General features: G+C 76.1%; 17 protein-coding genes. 9 read left to right on the top strand and 8 right to left on the bottom strand.

The window, feature by feature from the left end; all coding sequences use genetic code 11:
* Positions 1 to 106: 106 nt before the first annotated feature.
* A complete protein-coding gene (locus tag PHY01_RS02940; protein WP_141276767.1) occupies positions 107 to 589 on the bottom strand; it encodes a DUF3093 domain-containing protein in 483 nt (160 codons plus the stop codon).
* Between the two features lie 92 nt (positions 590 to 681).
* Between PHY01_RS02940 and dut the strand changes: the two genes are divergently transcribed.
* Together dut and PHY01_RS02930 are read left to right on the top strand one after the other, a co-directional pair.
* Complete coding sequence (gene dut, locus PHY01_RS02935; RefSeq protein WP_141277093.1) at positions 682 to 1,245, top strand: dUTP diphosphatase; 564 nt, start codon at positions 682 to 684, stop codon at positions 1,243 to 1,245.
* Positions 1,242 to 3,404, top strand: coding sequence for a DUF3710 domain-containing protein (locus PHY01_RS02930; protein ID WP_141276764.1), 2,163 nt, complete (start codon positions 1,242 to 1,244; stop codon positions 3,402 to 3,404). The genes dut and PHY01_RS02930 overlap by 4 nt, the downstream gene beginning before the upstream one ends.
* Before the next feature lie 9 nt (positions 3,405 to 3,413).
* Here PHY01_RS02930 and PHY01_RS02925 read toward each other — a convergent pair whose 3' ends face one another.
* The gene (locus tag PHY01_RS02925) at positions 3,414 to 4,106 is read right to left on the bottom strand and encodes an alpha/beta hydrolase (protein WP_141276761.1); all 693 of its coding nucleotides are present in this window, start codon (positions 4,104 to 4,106) and stop codon (positions 3,414 to 3,416) included.
* 187 nt (positions 4,107 to 4,293) lie between these two features.
* Here PHY01_RS02925 and PHY01_RS02920 point away from each other — a divergent pair, with 187 nt between their 5' ends.
* Both PHY01_RS02920 and PHY01_RS02915 read left to right on the top strand, forming a co-directional pair.
* Positions 4,294 to 4,671, top strand: coding sequence for an OB-fold nucleic acid binding domain-containing protein (locus PHY01_RS02920; protein ID WP_141276758.1), 378 nt, complete (start codon positions 4,294 to 4,296; stop codon positions 4,669 to 4,671).
* Positions 4,668 to 5,306 carry a DUF3159 domain-containing protein gene (locus PHY01_RS02915; protein ID WP_246085658.1) on the top strand — a complete coding sequence of 213 codons (639 nt, stop codon included), beginning with the start codon at positions 4,668 to 4,670 and terminating at the stop codon, positions 5,304 to 5,306. The genes PHY01_RS02920 and PHY01_RS02915 overlap by 4 nt, the downstream gene beginning before the upstream one ends.
* Positions 5,307 to 5,384: 78 nt before the next feature.
* Here PHY01_RS02915 and PHY01_RS02910 read toward each other — a convergent pair whose 3' ends face one another.
* Positions 5,385 to 5,756: an ArsR/SmtB family transcription factor gene (locus PHY01_RS02910; RefSeq protein ID WP_141276756.1), complete on the bottom strand. Its 372-nt coding sequence runs from the start codon at positions 5,754 to 5,756 to the stop codon at positions 5,385 to 5,387.
* Positions 5,757 to 5,793: 37 nt separating this feature from the next.
* Here PHY01_RS02910 and PHY01_RS02905 point away from each other — a divergent pair, with 37 nt between their 5' ends.
* Positions 5,794 to 6,837 carry a cation diffusion facilitator family transporter gene (locus tag PHY01_RS02905; RefSeq protein WP_141276753.1) on the top strand — a complete coding sequence of 348 codons (1,044 nt, stop codon included), beginning with the start codon at positions 5,794 to 5,796 and terminating at the stop codon, positions 6,835 to 6,837.
* Between the two features lie 21 nt (positions 6,838 to 6,858).
* Here the strand turns inward: PHY01_RS02905 and PHY01_RS02900 are convergent, their stop codons facing one another.
* Together PHY01_RS02900 and PHY01_RS02895 are read right to left on the bottom strand one after the other, a co-directional pair.
* Entirely contained in the window at positions 6,859 to 7,515 is a 657-nt protein-coding gene (locus PHY01_RS02900) for a potassium channel family protein (RefSeq protein ID WP_141276750.1), read from the bottom strand.
* 4 nt (positions 7,516 to 7,519) lie between these two features.
* Entirely contained in the window at positions 7,520 to 8,182 is a 663-nt protein-coding gene (locus PHY01_RS02895) for a potassium channel family protein (protein WP_141276747.1), read from the bottom strand.
* Between the two features lie 60 nt (positions 8,183 to 8,242).
* Between PHY01_RS02895 and PHY01_RS02890 the strand changes: the two genes are divergently transcribed.
* Positions 8,243 to 10,267, top strand: a complete 2,025-nt coding sequence (locus PHY01_RS02890; RefSeq protein ID WP_141276744.1) for an APC family permease — start codon at positions 8,243 to 8,245, stop codon at positions 10,265 to 10,267.
* A complete protein-coding gene (locus tag PHY01_RS02885) occupies positions 10,264 to 11,418 on the top strand; it encodes a class I SAM-dependent RNA methyltransferase (protein ID WP_141276741.1) in 1,155 nt (384 codons plus the stop codon). Before PHY01_RS02890 ends, PHY01_RS02885 begins: the two co-directional genes overlap by 4 nt.
* A 70-nt stretch (positions 11,419 to 11,488) precedes the next feature.
* Here the strand turns inward: PHY01_RS02885 and PHY01_RS02880 are convergent, their stop codons facing one another.
* The gene (locus tag PHY01_RS02880; protein ID WP_141276739.1) at positions 11,489 to 12,085 is read right to left on the bottom strand and encodes a hypothetical protein; all 597 of its coding nucleotides are present in this window, start codon (positions 12,083 to 12,085) and stop codon (positions 11,489 to 11,491) included.
* Between the two features lie 126 nt (positions 12,086 to 12,211).
* Here PHY01_RS02880 and PHY01_RS02875 point away from each other — a divergent pair, with 126 nt between their 5' ends.
* Positions 12,212 to 13,042 (top strand): HTD2 family dehydratase, encoded by an 831-nt coding sequence (locus tag PHY01_RS02875; RefSeq protein WP_141276736.1) that lies wholly within the window; start codon positions 12,212 to 12,214, stop codon positions 13,040 to 13,042.
* A gap of 78 nt (positions 13,043 to 13,120) precedes the next feature.
* On the top strand, positions 13,121 to 15,637 hold the full coding sequence (locus PHY01_RS02870) for a Tex family protein (protein WP_141276734.1): 2,517 nt from the start codon (positions 13,121 to 13,123) through the stop codon (positions 15,635 to 15,637).
* Between the two features lie 4 nt (positions 15,638 to 15,641).
* Here the strand turns inward: PHY01_RS02870 and PHY01_RS02865 are convergent, their stop codons facing one another.
* Positions 15,642 to 16,325, bottom strand: a complete 684-nt coding sequence (locus tag PHY01_RS02865) for an HAD family hydrolase (protein ID WP_141276731.1) — start codon at positions 16,323 to 16,325, stop codon at positions 15,642 to 15,644.
* A 35-nt stretch (positions 16,326 to 16,360) separates the two neighbouring features.
* Positions 16,361 to 17,080, bottom strand: a complete 720-nt coding sequence (locus PHY01_RS02860) for a tyrosine-protein phosphatase (RefSeq protein ID WP_218029981.1) — start codon at positions 17,078 to 17,080, stop codon at positions 16,361 to 16,363.
* Positions 17,081 to 17,286 lie beyond the last annotated feature (206 nt).

The raw sequence follows: 17,286 nt of genomic DNA, 5'->3' as shown, positions 1-17,286 counted from the left end.
GGGCCGCTTGACGCCCAGGGCCGCCTGACGCCCAGGGCCGCCTGACGACCCGACCGTTCGACGCCCCGGACCCGGCGAGGTTCCGGGGCGTCCGCGCGTCCGGGGGTCAGCGCCCCAGCGCGGCCACCAGCGCCTCGGCGTCGCGGACGCTGACCACCCAGTACGGCTCGGCGGCGTCGGGGTCGGTGACCTCCACCCGCACCACCGGCCGTACCCACGCCCGGTGCACCAGGTGCGCGGTCGGGTCCAGGTCGGGCCCCAGCGCCACCTGCTTGGCGTCGCGGTCGCGGATGACCTCGACGCGGCCCACGTGGGCGAGCGGGAGCGCGGCGTCCCCGGCGCGCAGCGCGCCGTCACGGACCTGCACCCGCACGCGGCCCAGCCAGACCAGCACGGCCACCGCGACGGGGACCAGCACCGCGTAGCCGATCCAGGCCCGGATGCCCGGATAGCCCATGTGGACCTCCGCGCCGAGCAGCACCGCCACGCCGACGGCCGGCAGGTACCACCACCACGGCACGGACAACCGCTCGTCGAACCCGGAGGGGCCGGACGTCGCAGGTTCGGTCGTCGTCGGGTGCTCGTCCACGATTCCTGAGGGTAGCGTCGCCCGTCGTGTCCGGCCCCGTCGATGCTCCCCAGCACGCGCCGTCCACCGCACCACCCGCCGTCCCGGGTGGCTTGCCGGTCGACGAGCGCGGCCCCGGTGCGTCCCCCGGCGGCCCGCTCGACGTCCGGATCGTGCGGCTCGACCCCGCCCTCCCGCTGCCCGCCCGCGCCCGTCCCGACGACGCGGGGGTCGACCTGAGCTGCACCGCCGACGTCGTGCTCGCCCCGGGACGGCGCGAGCTGGTGGGCACCGGCGTCGCGGTGGCGCTGCCGCCCGGGTACGCCGGGTTCGTGCACCCCCGGTCCGGCCTCGCCGCGCGGACCGGGCTGTCGATCGTCAACGCCCCCGGCACCGTCGACTCCGGGTACCGCGGGGAGATCCGGGTGTGCCTGGTCAACCTCGGACAGGAGGAGCTGCGGTTGGCCCGCGGCGACCGGATCGCCCAGCTCGTCGTGCAGCGGGTGGAGCAGGTGAGGTTCGTCGAGGTCGACGTACTGCCGGTCTCCGAGCGCGGTGCGGGTGGGCACGGGTCGACGGGCGGCCACGCGGTGCTGGACGGTGCGGTGCCGGACGGTGCGGTGCCGGACGGGGCGGTGCCGGACGGGGCGGTGCCGGACGGCGGGGTGTCCCGGTGACCGCCGACGCCCCCGGCCGGGTCGGGCGCCGCGCCACGTCGACCGGGACCTTCGGCACCGCCGCCATCCGGCGCCGGTTCGCCGCGCAGCGCGACTTCGGCCCCTTCGACGCCGAGGACCTCGACGCCGACTCCACCCCGGCCGGCCTGCTCGACTTCGGCTCGATCCGGATCCCCGTCCCGCCCGAGGGCACCGTCACCGTCGAGCCGACGGCCAACGGCCGGCTGCAGGCCGTGCACGTGACGCTGCCCGGCGGGCGGCTGTCGGTGAGCGCGCTCGCGGCGCCGAAATCCTCGGGACTGTGGGCGGAGCTGGTCGCCGAGATCGACAGCTCGCTGCGCGAGGGCGGTGCGCGCGTCCGGTCGTTACAGGGCGACTGGGGCCGGGAGCTGCACGCCCGCACCGGGGCCGCGCTGTCGGTGTTCGTCGGGGTCGACGGGGCCCGCTGGATGCTCTACGGCGTCGCGACCGGTCCCGAGCGGCACGCCGTCGACCTCGACGCCGCGCTGCGACGGATGCTCAAGGGCACCGTCGTCGACCGCGGCCGGTCGCCGTTCCCGGTCCGGACCGTGCTGCCGCTCACGGTGCCCGACGAGCTCGCCGGGGCCGACGCCGTCGACGACCCGGCGGCGGACGGCGCGCCCGCCCCGCTCCGCCCCCCGGCGCCCGCGATCCCGCCGCAGGCGGCCCGGTCGCAGTCGGACCGGTCCCGGTCGGACCGGTCGCCGTTCGGGCCCTCGACGGGCCGTCCCCCGACCGGGCAGCCGCCGACCGGGCAGCCCCCGACCGGGCAGCCGCCGACCGGGCAGCCGCCGACGGGGCAGCCGCCGACGGGGTGGCCGGCGCCGGGCCGCGCGCCCGCGGCCCCGCCGGCCGCGCAGCCGCCGGTGCGGGCGGCCGGACGGCCCGGCCAGGGCCCAGTCCCGGTCCACACCCCCGACCCGGTGGTACCCCGCCGGATCGACGCGCCGACGGTGATCCGGCCGCTGGTCGCCCGCCCGGCCGCCACCGCGTCCGCCCCGCACGCCGTGCCGCGGCCGCCGGTCACCCCGCCGCCGGTGCCCGACCCGCCCGCTCCCGTCGACCCCCCACAGGCCCGGCCGGTCGCCCACCGCGACCGCCCCGCCGAGACGCACACGCCGCTGTGGGCCACACCGCCGGGCGAGTTCGACGCCACCGAGCTCGGCCCCGACCCGGCCACCGATCCCCACACCGACGGGGCCCCGACCGAGTGGTGGCCTGCGCCCACGGAGCCCGCACCCCGGCCGGGCGACGCCGAGCGGGTGGCGGGCTCCGCCGCCACCCCGTTGCACGACGAGCTCGACGCGCAGGTCCGCCGCGCCGACGCGCCGCCCGACGACGGGTACGGGGCCCCGAACCACGGCCTGTCCCGCGTCGAGGACCCGCACCGCCCCGCCGACGCCGACGCCACGCAGTGGTGGCCCGCGGTGCCGGCCGGCGAACCCGTGCCCCGCCGCGGCCGGCACGGCGCTCCCGACGGGCCCGACGGGCCCGACCCCCGGCACACGCCCCCGGACCCCGCACCGCGGGCCGGGCGCCGTCGGCGCGCCGACGGGCCCGGGCCGACCGGGGAGCCCACCCTCGACCTCGCCGCGCTGGTCCGGGACCGGCCGGGCCGCCGCCACTCCCGGCACGAGGACGAGGACCGCCCGCGGCGCTCGGGGCGCCGTCGGGCCGAGGACCGGTCCGCGTCCGTACCCGCCGCGGCGCCCCCGGCCGAGGCCCTCCCCGCCGACCCGCCGGGCTGGTCGGCGACCGGTTGGCCCGGGGCCGGCTGGTCGGCCGCCGCCGCCGGGGCCGCCGGGCGCGCGGCCCGCACCACCGCGCCGGACATGTCGCCGGAGCGGGCGGGCCGCAGGCGGGCCCCCGATCCCGCCGACGTCCACGGGCCGGTCGTCCCCGGGGCGTGGACCGGTGACGGGTCTCTCGCGGGCGACCCCGTCACCGACCCGCTCCCGGCGGTCGGGTCGCCGCCGCGCCGCCGCCGCAGCGTCGACGTGCCGCCCGACCCGGACTGGGCCCCGGCCAGGACGCGGAGCTCGCGCGACGGCTCGGCCCCGGCGCTGGCGTTCCTCGCCGAACCCGAACCCGACGCCGGCCCCGGCCCGCGGCACGGGCGACACCACCGCCCGTCCTGACCCCACCCGTCAGCGGGCCCGGTCCCAGCCGCGCACCGCGGCCGCACCCAGCACCCGGGGGTCGGCGCCGACGGCGTCGAGGGTCGAGGTGACCAGCACGGCCCGCGGGAGCAGCCGCGCCCACCGCCGGGCCTGCGCGAGCGGGTGCACCGGATCGTCGACGAGCCCGACCACGCCGGCCGGGACGTCGAGCCCGGCCAGCTCCCCGTCGGAAGGGCCGGGCTCGGTGGCCGCCGCGTCGAGGGCGTCGGCGAGACCGGGACCGTGCCCGGCCCAGGCGCGGGCGAGCTCGTCGGCCAGCCACGCCGGGGCCCCGGCCCTGGCGGCCGCCACCGCGCGACCGAGCCCGCCCTCGCGCACCTGGGCGGCGGTGAGCCGCGCGGCCAGTGCGGCGGGCGCCCCCGCCGGGTCGCCGCTCCACGCGGGCAGGGCCAGCAGCAGGCCCGCCACCCGCCCGGCCCCCGGCCCGGCCGCCCAGCGGAGAGCCACCTGCGCCCCGAGCGACACGCCACCCACCAGCAGCGGGCCGTCCGCCCCGTCGGCCGCGGCGTCCAGGGCCGCGCGGTACCCGGCGACGACGCCCGCGCCGCGTCGCGGGACCGGCGCCACCAGCGCGATCCCCGCGGCCCGCAGCGGCGCCGCGAACGCGGCGCGGACGAACACCTCGTCGGAGCCGGAACCGGGCAGCACGACCGCCGCCACCGGGCGACCGTCCGGCGGGCGGGACGGCCGTTCGGCGCTGGGTGCGGTGCGTGCGGCTCGACGCGCGCGATCGACCCCGTCCGGGGGCATCGAGGCAGGTTTCCGGGGAGTTACGCTGGTAACGGTAACGCCGGCGGGCCCGATCACGGGAACCGCCGAGCACGGCAGTGACGGTGATGGGGGACAGATGGGCACCACCGACGGTGGGGCGTTCCGCCGGATGCTGAAACGGCTGACCAGTGACGTCGACACCCTCGACGCGGCCGACCTGTCCTCCGACGCCGAGCGGTCCGGTGCCCAGCGGGCGTCCGACTGTGCCTGCGGCGACGAGGTCGAGGTGCTCGGTAGGCTGCGCAGCGTGGAGTTCTGCCCACAGGACGCCGCCGCGTCCCTGGAGGCGGAGCTGTTCGACGGCAGCGAGGGAGTCACGTTGATCTGGCTGGGCAGGCGGCGCATCCCGGGCATCGAGCCCGGGCGCACGATGCGCGTCCGCGGGCGCCTGGCCGTCCGCGACGGTCGCAAGGTGCTCTACAACCCGTACTACGAGATCTGCCAGGCCCAGTGACCGCAGGCCCGCAGCCGGAGCGTCCCGAACGGCAGTTCCCGACGCTCCTGGAGCAGATGGGCGGGGTGTCCGGCATCGTCGCCTCGACGATCCCGGTCGGCGTGTTCGTCATCAGCAACATCCTGTTCGACCTGCAGCCGGCGATCATCGCCGCGCTCGTCGCCGGGGTGGCCGTGGCGGTCTGGCGCGTCGTGCGCAAGCAGCCGCTGCAGCCGGCGGTCTCCGGGCTGCTCGGCGTCGGCCTGGCCGCGTTCATCGCCTCCCGCACCGGGGAGGCGCGCGGCTTCTACCTGCCCGGGCTGATCGCCAGTGCGGCCTTCGGGCTGGCCTTCCTGGTGTCGGTGCTGGTGCGCTGGCCGCTGGCCGGGGTGGTGTGGCACGGCATCAACGGCGACGGCCACGGCTGGCGGCGCAACCCCGCCCTGCTGCGCGCCTACACCTGGGCCACGCTGCTGTGGACGCTGGTGTTCGCCTCCCGCGTGGTCCTGCAGGGGCTGCTCTACGACGCCAACGAGGAGACCTGGCTCGGCGTCGCCCGCCTCGCCATGGGCTACCCGCTCACCGGGCTGGCCCTGCTGTTCACCATCTGGGCCGTGCGCCGCGCCCAACGCACGGCCGACTCCCCGGCCACCTAGTCACGGCCGCTCGGCGGCGGTCGGGGTGATCGCCACGGGTGCCGCACCAGGGCGGCGGCGAGGTGGCACCCGGACCGCTCACCCGCCCGGCCCCCGCTCGTCCGCGACGTGGTGCGGGATCGACCGCACCACGTGGGAGGCGAACTCGTAGGCCTCCGCCACGAGGGCGTGCAGGTGGTCGCTGCCGACCCGGTAGAGCATTCGTCGCCCGTCGCGGCGCACCTGCACGAGCCCGGCCAGCCGCAGCCGACCCAGGTGCTGCGAGACCGACGACCGCGACGCCGAGACCTGGGCGGTCAGCGTCGAGACGTCCTGCTCGCCGCCGCGCAGCAGCCGCAGCAGGTGCAGGCGGGTCGGGTCGGCCAGGTGTCCGAGCACCTCGGCGGCGAGCTCGCTCTCCCCGGCGTCGTGCAGGGTGCTGGCAGCAGCCACTCCATCGTGCGCGCGCATGATTGCATGATGGCCCTGAGCAGGGCATCCTGCAACCGTGAACGACTCCCGCAGCGGCCACGGCCACGGCCACGGACACGGACACGGCCACGGACACCGCACCGGCGTGCGGGCCGCCGTCGCGTCGGTGTTCCGGCCGCACAGCCACGACGCGGCCGACTCCGTCGACGCCGAGCTGGAGGCCAGCGCCGACGGTATCCGCGCGCTGTGGATCAGCCTGGTCGTGCTGCTGGTCACCGCGCTGGCGCAGGCCGTGGTGGTGGCGGTGTCGGGGTCCGTCGCCCTGCTGGCCGACACGATCCACAATTTCTCCGACGCGCTCACCGCGGTGCCGCTGTGGATCGCGTTCGTGCTGGGACGCCGCGCCGCGACCCGCCGCTACACCTACGGCTTCGGTCGCGCGGAGGACCTGGCGGGGGTGTTCATCGTCGCCATGATCGCGCTGTCCGCCGTGGTGGCCGGGTACGAGTCGGTGCGCAGGCTGCTCGACCCGCAGCCGCTGCAGAACGTGGGCGTGGTGCTGGCGGCGGGCGTCATCGGGTTCGCGGGCAACGAGCTCGTCGCCGTCTACCGCATCCGGGTCGGGCGTCGGATCGGCTCGGCCGCCCTCGTCGCCGACGGCCTGCACGCCCGCACCGACGGCTTCACCTCGCTCGCGGTGGTGGCCGGGGCGCTGGGCGTGCTGGCCGGGTTCCCGCTGGCCGACCCGATCGTCGGGCTGCTGATCACCGTGGCGATCCTGGTGGTCCTGCGCGGCGCCGCCCGCGACATCTACCGGCGCCTGATGGACGCCGTCGAGCCCGAGCTGGTCGACGCGGCCGAGGCGGCGCTGCGCGAGGTCCCCGGTGTGCTCGACGTCGAGTCGCTGCGGCTGCGCTGGATCGGGCACCGGCTGCGGGCGGAGACGTCGGTGGCCGTCGACCCCGGTCTGTCGGTCGTCGACGCCCACGCGCTGGCCGTGCGCGCCCAGCACCGGCTGCTGCACGACGTGCCGCGCCTGACGGCGGCGTCGGTGCACGTCAGCCCGGCCGGGGAGCTGGGGGCCGCGCACCACGCCGAGCTGGCGCACCACCGGGGGTGAACCGGCGCCGCCGGGGGGCGGTCAGTGCAGCAGCGCGGCGCGGATGTCCTCCTCGACCGCGGTGGTGGCGACGAACAGCAGCTCGTCGCCGGGCTCCAGCGCGTCGTCGCCCTGGGGGACGATCACCCGGCCGCCGCGCAGGATCACCACCAGCGCGGAGTCGACGGGCAGCTTCACCGAGCGGACCGGGCGCCCGGCCAGGGGGGTGTCGGCGGGCAGGGTGACCTCGACGAGGTTGGCCTGGCCCTGGCGGAAGGTCAGCAGCCGGACCAGGTCGCCGACCGCCACCGCCTCCTCGACGAGCGCGGCGAGCAGGCGCGGGGTGGACACCGCGACGTCGACGCCCCAGTTGTCGCCGAAGAGCCACTCGTTGCGGGGGTCGTTGACCCGGGCGACGACGCGGCGGACGGCGAACTCGGTCTTGGCCAGCAGCGACACCACGAGGTTGACCTTGTCGTCACCGGTCGCCGCGATGACGACGTCGCAGCTCTCGATGTCGGCGTCCTCCAGCGTGGACAGCTCGCAGGCGTCGGCGTGCACCCACTCCGCCGCCTCGACGGTCTCGGGCGCGATGTTGGCCAGCTCGCGCTCGATCAACATGACCTGGTGGTCGTTGTCGAGCAGCTCGAGGGCGATCGAGCGCCCGACGGCACCCGCTCCGGCGATCGCGACGCGCATGGGCTCAGCCTTCCTGCGGGGGAGCGGCGGCCGCGGCGGTGACGTCGCTGACGGTGCCGGAGACGGCGGCGACGTAGACCGTGTCCTCGGCCTGCACGACGGTGTCCGGCTTGGGCAGCACGCCGGTGCCGAACCGGACGACGAAGGCCACCCGGGAGCCGGTGGCGCGTTCCAGCTCGGCCACCGGGTGCCCGACCCAGTCCTCGTGGACGGGCAGCGGCAGGATCGCGACGGTGCCCGAGGGCTCCCGCCAGGCCGACGCCACCCCGTCGGGCAGGATCATCCGCATCAGCCGGTCGGTGCTCCAGGGCACGGTGGCGACGGTCGGGATGCCGAGCCGCTCGTAGACCGCGGCGCGCTTCTCGTCGTAGATGCGGGCGACGACCCGCTCGACGCCGAAGCTCTCCCTGGCGACCCGCGCGGCGATGATGTTGGAGTTGTCGCCGCTGGAGACCGCGGCGAACGCGCTCGCGCGCTCCACCCCCGCCTCGACCAGCACCTCGCGGTGGAAGCCCTCGCCGATCACCTGCCGGCCGCGGAACTCCGGGCCGAGCCTGCGGAAGGCCTGCGGGTTGCGGTCCACGACCGCCACCTCGTGGCCGAGCCGCTCCAGCCCGGCGACCAGCGCCGACCCGACCCGCCCGCACCCCATGATCACCACGTACACGGGACGGAACGTTAGCGCGCCCGCTGCCGCGGCGTCAGTGTCCGGGCATAGGCTGCGCGCGTGTCCACGCTCGCCACCGCGGTGAAGCGCATCCTGGTCGGGCGGCCGCAGCGGAGCGATCGGCTCAGCCACCAGCTCCTGCCCAAACGGATCGCGCTGCCGGTCTTCGCCTCCGATGCCATGTCCTCGGTCGCCTACGCGCCCGAGGAGATCTTCCTGACGCTGTCGATCGCCGGCGTCGCGTCGTACGCGTTCTCGCCGTGGATCGGGCTCGCGGTGGTGGTGGTGCTGCTCACGGTGGTCACCAGCTACCGGCAGAACGTGCGGGCGTACCCCTCGGGCGGCGGCGACTACGAGGTCGCCACGGTCAACCTGGGCAAGAAGGCCGGCCTGACGGTCGCCAGTGCGCTGCTCGTCGACTACACGCTGACCGTGGCGGTCTCCATCTCCGCCGCGGCGGCGAACGTCGGGGCGCTGGTGCCCTACGTCGCCGAGCACAAGGTGCAGTTCGCGGTGGCGGCGATCGTCGTGCTGACGGCGGTGAACCTGCGGGGGGTGCGGGAGTCCGGCGTCGCGTTCGCGATCCCCACCTACGCGTTCATGCTCGGCATCGGCACCCTGATCGTCTGGGGCCTGACCCGGATCCTGCTGCTCGGCGACGACGTCCGTGCGCCCAGCGCCGACCTGGAGCTCGTGGCCGAGGGCGACGCGCTCACCGGGCTCGCGCTGGCGCTGCTGGTGCTGCGCTCGTTCACCCAGGGCTGCGCGGCGCTCACCGGGGTGGAGGCGATCAGCAACGGCGTGCCCGCGTTCCGCAAGCCCAAGTCGCGCAACGCCGCCACCACGCTGCTGCTGCTGGGCGGGATCTCGGTGACGATGTTCATGGGCCTGATCTGGCTGGCCCAGCTCACCGGGGCCCGGATCGCGGAGGACCCGGAGCTGCAGTTCCCCTCCGCCCCGGAGGGCTACGTCCAGCAGACGCTCGTGGCCCAGCTCGCCGACGCCGTGTTCGCCGACTTCCGGCCCGGGTTCTTCTTCGTCGTGGTGGTCACCGCGCTGATCCTCGTGCTGGCCGCCAACACCGCCTACAACGGCTTCCCGGTGCTCGGCTCGATCCTGAGCCAGGACCGCTACCTGCCGCGGCAGCTGCACACCCGCGGCGACCGCCTGGCGTTCTCCAACGGCATCGTGGTCCTCGCCGGCGTCGCGATCCTGCTGGTCGTGGGCTTCCAGGCCGAGGTCACGCGGCTGATCGCGCTCTACACCGTCGGGGTGTTCACCTCCTTCACCCTGAGCCAGTTCGGCATGCTGCGGCACTGGAACCGGCACCTGGCCACCGAGACCGACCCGGCCGAGCGCGCCCGGATGCGACGCGCGCGGGTCGTCAACGGGTTCGGGGCGGGGATGACCGGGCTCGTGCTGGTGATCGTGCTGATCACCAAGTTCACCCGCGGCGCGTGGATCGCGATCGCGGCGATGGCGGTGTTCTACGGCCTGATGCTCGCGATCCAGAAGCACTACGACCGGGTGTCGGCCGAGCTGGTCGCGGGCGACGGCGACGGCGTGCTGCCCTCGCGCAACCACGCGATCGTGCTGGTCTCCACCCTGCACAAACCCACCCTGCGCGCGGTCGCCTACGCCCGCGCGACGCGACCCGACGTCCTGGAGGCGGTCACCGTCAACGTCGACGAGGCGGACACCAAGCGGCTCATGCGCGACTGGGACAAGCGCAAGATCCCGGTGGCGCTCAAGGTCGTGGAGTCGCCCTACCGGGAGATCACCAAGCCGGTGCTCGACTACGTCAAGCGGATCCGGTCGGACAACCCGCGCGACGTCGTCACCGTGTTCATCCCCGAGTACGTCGTGGGGCACTGGTGGGAGCAGGTCCTGCACAACCAGAGCGCGCTGCGCCTCAAGGGCAGGCTGCTGTTCCAGCCCGGGGTGATGGTCACCTCGGTGCCGTGGCAGCTCGTGTCGTCCGAGCGGGTCGTCACCCGCCGTCCGGAGACCCCGCCCGGCTCGGCCCGGCGCGGCTACGAGACCCCGCCGCGTGCGGAGACGCCCCCGGCGAAGGTGCGCCGGTGACGGCCGACTGGACCGACCGCATCCTCGACCTCGACGTCGGTGCCGTCGCCCACGGCGGGCACTGCGTCGCGCGCTCCGAGGGCCGCGTGGTGTTCGTGCGCCACGCGCTGCCGGGCGAGCGGGTGCGCGCCGTCGTCACCGAGGACGGCGGCGGGTCGTTCTGCCGGGCCGACGCCGTGCGCGTCCTGCAGGCCTCGCCCGCGCGGGTGCCCGCGCCGTGCGACTGGGCCCGCGCCGGGGGCTGCGGCGGCTGCGACCTGCAGCACGCCGACCCCGCCGCCCAGCGCGCGCTCAAGGCCGACGTGCTGGCCGAGCAGCTGCAGCGCCTCGCCGGTCTGACGATGCGCGTGGAGGTCGAGGAGCTCCCCGGCGGGCCGCTGGGCTGGCGGCACCGGGTGCGGCTGGCCGTCGACGGGGCGGGGCGGGCCGGGCTGCGGGCGCACCGCAGCCACGACGTCCTGCCCATCGCCGACTGCCCGCTCGCGCCCGCCGGCACCCTGCCCCCGGTGCTCGACCACGGGTTCGAGCCGGGCGGGGAGGTCGAGGTGGCCTCCGATGCCGACGGGCTCGTCCACGTCGGCGGTGCCGGGCCGGTCGTCCAGCGGGCGGTCGGCCGCGAGTGGCGGCTCTCGCCCGGGGTGTTCTGGCAGGTGCACCCGGCCCTGCCCGACACCCTCGCCGCCGTCGTCGCGGAGTGGGCCGACGCGCCCGAGGGCGGCGTGGCCTGGGACCTCTACGGCGGCGTCGGGCTGTTCGCGGCCGTGCTGGCCGGGCAGGTCGGGCCCACGGGCGGCGTCACCGTCGTCGAGTCCTCCCGCGACGCCGTGGCCGACGGCCGCGCCGCGCTCGCCGACCTCCCGCAGATCGGGTGGCGGGTGGGTCGGGTGGAGAAGCTCGCGCAGACCCTGGACGGGCGGCCCGACGTCGTCGTCGCCGACCCGCCGCGCAAGGGGCTCGGGCGCGCGCTGGTCGAGACGCTGTGCGCCCGGGCGCCGCGGCGGATCGTGCACGTGGCGTGCGACCCGGCCGCGCTGGCCCGCGACGTCGCCCTGTTCGCCGCCGGGGGATACCGACTGGAGCGGCTGCGCGCATTCGACGCCTTCCCGATGACGCACCATTTCGAGTGCGTCGCCCTGCTGGTCCGGGAATAGCTGCTGGTCCGGGAACAGCGCGGCATCGGAAAGCGCCCCGGAACCGTTCCGGGGCGCTTTCCCGCACCGATCAGCCGCCGAGGGTGAAGGCCCCGCCGGACGCCGTGTCGGTGGCCACGACCCGGAAGTTCGTGGAACTGCTGCTGTCGGCCCGCGAGGCGCTGACGGCGGCACCGATCACCTCGATGCCCCGCGCGGCCGACTCGGCCTCCACGGCGGCCACCGGGAAGCTCAGCGTCACGGTGTCCGTGGTGCGGTCCACGCTCGACGTGCCGGGCACCGCGTACTGGAAGTCGTCCTCCCCGAACCCACCCACGCTGAGCAGGGCGTCGCGGAACTCCAGGCGGGACAGCGGCGGGTTCGCGTTGGTCGCGGCCGCGTGCAGCACCACCCCGCCGGGCAGGGTCAGCGCCACGTCGTAGACGTAGGTGCGGTTCTGCAGGGCCGGGAAGTCGCCGACCTGGATCGTGTAGGTGAGGGTCGTGCCGTTCGAGGCGACGTCGACCGCGCGGATGTCGACCTCGTCGATGTTGACGTTGAACGAGTTGCGGGCGTCGCCGGCCGGGTCGACGATCTCCGGGCTCGCGGCCTGGGCGGTGGCCACCGGCCCGATGGCGAGTGCTGCGGCAGTGGCGGCGATGGTGGCGATACGGCGGATGGTGCGCATCTCGGGTCTCCTCGAACGGGTGAATCAGATCGACCCGGTAACCGTATGGGCGTCGACGCCGACATTTCCTTACCCGACGATTACCCGGTTCTTACCGATTCCGTGGTGAGAGGGCAGGATCGCGGTATGGACGATCTCGCCCGCTTCCTGCACGGCTGGGCGCCCGGCCCGTCGACGACCACCGGCCGCCTCGACCCCTGGCCCGTCGAGGCGTTCGCGGCGCTGCTCGACCAGCCCGCGCCCGGGCCGGAGCTGCCCCCGATGTGGCACGGGTTCCACCTGCTCGACCATCCCGCGCAGGCCGAGCTCGGCGACGACGGGCACCCGGCGCACGGGCGGTTCCTGCCGCCGCTGCCCGACCGGCGGCGGATGTTCGCCGGGGGCCGGTTGGAGGTGCGCACCCCGCTGCGCGTCGGCGACGCGGTCACCCGGCGCTCCTCGCTGGTGTCGGCCGAGGTGAAGTCCGGGCGCAGCGGGGCGATGGTGCTGGTGACGGTGCGCCACGAGCTCGCCGTCGACGGGGCGGTCGCCGTCGTCGAGGAGCAGGACTTCGCCTACCGCAGCCAGCCCGCCGGGACGGCCCGCGGGCTCGCGGCGGCCGGGGCGGCGCAGGAGCCGCCGGGGGAGTGGCGGCTGGCGGTGGAGCCGGACGCGGCGATGCTGTTCCGGTTCAGCGCTCTGACCTACAACACCCACCGGATCCACTACGACCACCCGTACGTCACCGGCGTCGAGGGCTATCCGGGGCTGGTCGTGCACGGGCCGCTGCTGGCCCTGCTGCTGCTCGAGCTGCCCCGCCGGTTCGCCCCGGACCGCCGCGTCACCGGGTTCTCCTACCGGCTGCGGCAGCCGGTGACGGCCGGGAGCCCGGTGCTGGCCCGCGGCGGCCCCGACGCGCTGTGGGCCGGGGTGCCGGGAGCGGCCCCGGCGGTGACCGGCCGGGTCACGCTGAGCTGACCGCCGCCCCGCGCGGACGTGGCCCGGCACGGTGCCCCTGCCCGACGCGCGCGGACCGGCACCCGGGACGATGGACGGGTGACCAGTACCGCCCCCGTCCCGCGCAACACCGTCCCGCACGGCCCGCACACCGTCGAGCAGCGCATCGCCGACGAGCTCGGCGTCCGGCGGAACCAGGTGGCCGCGGCCGTCGAGCTCCTCGACGGCGGCGCCACGGTCCCGTTCATCGCCCGGTACCGCAAGGAGGCCACCGGCACCCTCGACGACGCGCAGCTGCGCACCCTCGAGGAGCGCCTGGGCTACCTGCGGGAGCTGGAGGACCGGCGCACCGCCGTGCTGGAGGAGATCCGCAGGCAGGGCAGGCTCGAACCCGAGCTGGAGGGCCGGATCCGCGCCGCGGAGTCGAAGGCGCGGCTGGAGGACATCTACCTCCCGTTCAAGCCGAAGCGCCGCACCAAGGCGATGGCCGCCCGGGAGGCGGGCCTGGAGCCGCTGGCCGACGCCCTGCTCGGCGACCCGTCGCTCGACCCGCAGGAGACCGCGGCCGGGTACGTGAACGACACGGTCGCCGACGCCGCGGCGGCCCTGGAGGGTGCGCGCGCGATCCTCGTCGAGCGCTTCTCCGAGGACGCCGACCTCATCGGCGGGCTGCGCGAGCGGATGTGGACGCGCGGGGTGCTCGTCGCGAAGGTCCGGCCGGGCAAGGAGGCGGAGGGCGCCAAGTTCTCCGACTACTTCGACTTCTCCGAGCCGTTCACCAAGCTCCCCTCCCACCGGATCCTCGCCGCGCTGCGCGGGGAGAAGGAGGAGATCCTCGAGCTCTCCCTCGAACCGTCGGCGGAGCCCGCCGAGCCCGGCGTGCGCACGGACTACGAGGCCACGATCGCGGCGGCGTTCGGCATCACCGACGAGGGCCGCCCCGCCGACAAGTGGCTGGGCGAGGTCGTGCGGTGGGCCTGGCGCACCCGGATCCTGCTGCACCTGGGCATCGACATCCGCGTGCGGCTGCGCACCGTCGCGGAGGAGGGGGCGATCGGCGTCTTCGCGACGAACCTGCGCGACCTGCTGCTCGCCGCGCCCGCCGGCAGCCGGGCGACGATGGGCCTGGACCCGGGGCTGCGCACCGGGGTGAAGGTCGCCGTCGTCGACGCGACGGGCAAGGTCGTCGCCACCGACACGGTCTACCCGCACGAGCCCCGCAAGGACTGGAAGGGCTCGCTCGCCACGCTCACCCGGCTGGCGGCCGCGCACGACGTCGAGCTGGTGGCGGTCGGCAACGGCACCGCGTCGCGGGAGACCGACCAGCTCGCGCGCGAGCTCGCCGCCACCAACCCCGCCCTGAAGCTGACGCCGGTGATGGTGAGCGAGGCCGGGGCGTCGGTGTACTCGGCGTCGGCGTTCGCCTCGGCCGAGCTGCCCGACCTCGACGTCTCGCTGCGCGGCGCGGTGTCCATCGCGCGCCGCCTGCAGGACCCGCTGGCCGAGCTCGTCAAGATCGACCCGAAGTCCATCGGGGTGGGCCAGTACCAGCACGACCTCGCCGAGTCGGCGCTGTCGCGCTCGCTCGACGCGGTGGTCGAGGACTGCGTGAACGCCGTCGGCGTCGACGTCAACACCGCCTCGGTGCCGCTGCTGCGCCGCGTCTCGGGGATCACCGAGGGCCTCGCCGTGCAGATCGTCGCGCACCGCGACGCGAACGGCCCCTTCCGCACCCGCACGGCGCTGGCGGACGTCCCGCGGCTGGGCCCGAAGGCCTTCGAGCAGTGCGCGGGCTTCCTGCGCATCCGCGGCGGCGACGACCCGCTCGACGTGTCCGGCGTGCACCCCGAGGCCTACCCCGTGGTGCGCCGCATCGTGGCCGCCGCGAAGGTCGACGCCGCCGCGCTGATCGGCAACGCGTCGAAGATCAGGACGTTGCGGGCCAAGGACTTCGTCGACGAGACGTTCGGGCTGCCGACGGTCTCCGACATCCTCGGTGAGCTGGAGAAGCCCGGCCGCGACCCGCGGCCGGCGTTCCGCACGGCCACGTTCGCCGACGGCGTCCACAGGATCTCCGACCTGCGCCCGGGGATGCTGCTGGAGGGCCAGGTCACCAACGTCGCGGCGTTCGGGGCGTTCGTCGACGTGGGGGTGCACCAGGACGGCCTGGTGCACGTCTCGGCGATGTCGAAGGACTTCGTGTCCGACCCGCGCGAGGTCGTCAGGAACGGGGACGTCGTGCGCGTCAAGGTGATGGAGGTCGACGAGGCGCGCAAGCGCATCTCGCTGAGCCTGCGCCTCGACGACGAGGTCGGCGCCGACGGGAAGCCGGTGTCGCAGCGCGAGCGGCGCTCCGGCGGCGACCGTCCCGGAGGCGGGCGGCCCGACGGGGACCGCCGCGGCGGCGGTCCCCGCGGGGGGCCCCGCGGGTCGGGCGGCGGCAAGGACGGCGGCGGACGGCGCGGCGAGGGCACGCGCGCCGACGCCGGGCGCGGCGGCCAGGGCGGTGGCGGACGCGGTGGGTCCCGCGGCGGCTCCGGTGGCGGGGGCCTCGGCAACAGCGCCATGGCCGACGCCCTGCGCCGCGCCGGCCTCGCCGACGGCGGGAAGAAGTAGCGGCTCAGCCCGCCAGCACCGCCACCACGTGCGCGACGTCGGAGAGGTCGTCGAGCACGTGGTGGGCACCCGCGTCGGTCAGCTCCGCGGCCGAGGCCGGGCCGGTGGCGACGCCGACGGCCACGACACCGGCGGCCAGCGCGGCGCCCACGTCGTGCACCGTGTCGCCGACGACGAGCACGTCGGCGTCGGCGAACCGGCCGTGGGCCGCCTCCGCGCGGTCGCGGCTGCGACGCACCAGCTCGGCGCGCACGGGATGGTCGTCGCCGTAGCCGCCGACCGCGGTGTCGAGGTGCGGGTCGAGGCCGAACGCCGCGACCTTCCCGATCCCGACGGGAGCGATGTTGCCGGTCACCAGCGTCTGCACGACGTCCGGCCGGCCGGCGAGCGCGGCCAGCACCTGGGCGGCCCCGGGCAGCAGCCGGCCCTCGGTGGTCATCCGGGCGGCGCGGCCGGCGAACTCCTCGGCGTAGCGGGCGAAGAACGGGGCCAGGTGCGGGCCGGCGTCGTCGATGCCGTGCTGGGCGAACAGCTCGGGGGTGATCGACAGGTCGGTCCGGCCCGCGGCCACCAGCGCGCCGCGCCACGGGATGCCGGTGACGGCGGTGAACGCCGCCGCGTACGCCTCGACGCCCACCCCGCCCCCGACGAGCAGCGTGCGGTCGACGTCCCACTGGATCAGCCTCATGCGCCGATCCTGCGTGATCAGGCGGCCCTGCGCGATCAGGCGGCTGCGCCCTGCACCGCCCCGAGCAGCCGGTCCGACAGGCGGGCCAGCACGGCGTCCTCGACGCCGTGCGCGGCGAGCCAGCCCGCCACGCCGCCCTCGTGGGCGTCGACGTCGTCGAGCACCGCCTCCAGCGCCGCGGCCTGCACGCCCATCAGTGCCCGGTTGCGCGGCTCGTGGATCCCCGCGGCCCGCAGCGTGGCCCACAGCTGCGGGAGGTTGGCCTCGGTGCGCAGGTAGTCCTCCAGGACGTCGGCCCGGCGCACCCCGACCGCGCGGAGCAGCACCGCGACGACGACCCCGGTGCGGTCCTTGCCCGCGGTGCAGTGCACGAGCACCGGGCCGGGGGAGGAGGCGACGAGCCGGGCGATGTGGGCGATGGAGCCCGCGGCGTCGCGGGCGAGGAGCCGGTAGGCCTCGGCCAGGTCGTGGCCGGTGGACCGCTCCGCGGCCAGCGCCGGGGCGAGGTCGGCGCCCATCGGCACGGAGTGCACGGTGGTGCCGGGGCGGTCGAGCCGGTGCGGGGCGGGGTCCTCGCCGGGGACGCGCAGGTCGATGACGTCGGTGGGCGGCCAGATCGCCACCGCGGCGGACGCGGCGGTGCCCGACAGCGGCACCTCGCTGCGGTAGAGGGCCCCCCGGCGGACGATCCGGCCGTCGTCGGTGCGCAGGCCGCGCAGGTCGCGGAGGTTGGCGGGGGCGGGGGAGGTCGTCACGTGACCGAGGGTCCCGGCGCGAGGTGAACGCCGGGTGACTTCGTGAGCGGTGGCGCATGTGATCTCCGCGGCACCCGACCCCGGTCGCGCCGTGAGCGGCGTCACCTGGGAGTATTCGTGGTCGATGGTGCGTTGAGAGCCATCAGAGACCGCAACGGCCAGGCAGATCATGTGCAGAGGGCCCGCGGGCTCGCCCGCGGGTGCTC

The sequence above is a fragment of the Pseudonocardia hydrocarbonoxydans genome (assembly GCF_006539565.1).
Classification (GTDB): domain Bacteria; phylum Actinomycetota; class Actinomycetes; order Mycobacteriales; family Pseudonocardiaceae; genus Pseudonocardia; species Pseudonocardia hydrocarbonoxydans.
Note: the sequence above shows the minus strand (reverse complement) of the source record. Positions and strands in the feature narration are given on the sequence as shown.

What these genes read in the sequence shown, in the direction of transcription:
- PHY01_RS02910 (WP_141276756.1), bottom strand. Translation starts at nt 5,756, where the DNA reads ATGCGCGCGCACGATGGAGTGGCTGCTGCCAGCACCCTGCACGACGCC.
- PHY01_RS02875 (WP_141276736.1), top strand. Translation starts at nt 12,212, where the DNA reads ATGGACGATCTCGCCCGCTTCCTGCACGGCTGGGCGCCCGGCCCGTCG.
- PHY01_RS02920 (WP_141276758.1), top strand. Translation starts at nt 4,294, where the DNA reads ATGGGCACCACCGACGGTGGGGCGTTCCGCCGGATGCTGAAACGGCTG.
- PHY01_RS02865 (WP_141276731.1), bottom strand. Translation starts at nt 16,325, where the DNA reads ATGAGGCTGATCCAGTGGGACGTCGACCGCACGCTGCTCGTCGGGGGC.
- PHY01_RS02880 (WP_141276739.1), bottom strand. Translation starts at nt 12,085, where the DNA reads ATGCGCACCATCCGCCGTATCGCCACCATCGCCGCCACTGCCGCAGCA.
- PHY01_RS02900 (WP_141276750.1), bottom strand. Translation starts at nt 7,515, where the DNA reads ATGCGCGTCGCGATCGCCGGAGCGGGTGCCGTCGGGCGCTCGATCGCC.